This is a genomic window from Mesorhizobium sp. M0018 (assembly GCF_040323955.1).
GTDB lineage: Bacteria > Pseudomonadota > Alphaproteobacteria > Rhizobiales > Rhizobiaceae > Mesorhizobium.
On sequence record NZ_JAMYVL010000074.1, the window covers coordinates 1 to 1,428 of the forward strand.

Here is a 1,428-nt window from a genome sequence, read left to right on the forward strand (position 1 = left end):
AGACGCAGAAGAGCTACATCGGCGAGCGCTTCGATCCCGAGACCGGGCTGCTCTACCTCAACGCACGCTACATGGATCCAGTGCTCGGCAGGTTCATCTCGCCTGATGATTGGGATCCGACCAAACCTGGCGTCGGGACAAACCGGTATGCCTATGCTCAGAACGATCCCGTCAACAAGAGTGACCAGAATGGACATGAGTCATCAGTATCAAGTGATGGCAAAAGCGTTTCAATTGATCCCGAGGACAAAGATCAACCAACTGTTACCATACCAAACTCATTAAAAGACTCAGGAATAACTAAGGGAACAACTGTAGCCGGTTCATCGAAAGCTAAAAACAACGGCGTAAAAAAAACCGACTTTTTCTTCCATACATACAAAGCAAGAACCAAAACAACATTCAAGGGAAAAGAAAAACTAGCTGCTATAGGAACAAAGATTCGAAACAACCCTGTGCCGTCCGCCTATTCACGCCCAGCAACGAAAGACGGAACTCCAAATGTTGCTTTAGATGTGTTCGGAATTCCAATGGAATTTATGGTCGATAGCTCTGTCATAAAATCACCAAATCCTGATAAATACTCGGATATCACCGTTAATTATACGGTCCCAGGGGAGCATATGTTGGAAGAAGGTTATGTCATGAGCTATGCAGTTAGAGATAAAGATGATAGCATCTCCGTAGTTTCGTACGGTGAAGGTAATTCGGCCTTTCAGGCCCCACAGCTCGGACTTGATCAAGCTGCGGTCCCTACGTGGGAAAACTACCAAACGGAAATTATCGGGGGGCTGAAATGAAAGCGCGAGCTCTCAAGGTGATGTCTATTGCCATTCTCATAGTGGCCATACCTCACGTATTTTTTAGACCGCTTGCGAGCATGAGCGATCTGGCTTTAATACAGTTATTTATATGTGCTATCCTCTATGTATATATTATGTTGAACATATTGGGTGACAAATTATATGAAAAGAACGTGGTATTCTATATTGTCGTTTGTCTAATACCTACATTATACCCATATGAGAACACATTTTTGATAGCTGGCAGCATATATGGATTTATTGTTCTTTTTATTTTTCCTATATCTCTCTTTTTTATACTGAGGTCCATCCGAATCGAATTACGATGATGGTGCGCTTTTTGCTGCCCAACTGCCAGGCTCTGTGCTCGGATCGATCGAATTACGGTGACAGTGCATTTTTTGCCATGCTTGCACGGCTGTCGTTGTCCGTAGACTGACCGCATGTCTCGCCTCGCCCGCATAAGCGGCGGCCGGCACTTATAATGTCGGCCAGCTCACCACGGCCACTCAAGCCAACAAGTATGACGGCTTCGGCAAACCCGCGCGCCAGGACGTCACGCTGGGCACGCTGACCCACACCACGACCAGCGTGCGCGATGCCTCCGGCCAGACGCTGCGCAGCC

Annotated in this window: 1 protein-coding gene; it reads left to right on the top strand. The window is 47.1% G+C overall.

The window, feature by feature from the left end; all coding sequences use genetic code 11:
• Nucleotides 1–800, top strand: an 800-nt coding sequence (locus NKJ81_RS32485) for an RHS repeat-associated core domain-containing protein (protein WP_352542977.1), incomplete at its 5' end; no start/stop codon positions are given.
• Nucleotides 801–1,428 lie beyond the last annotated feature (628 nt).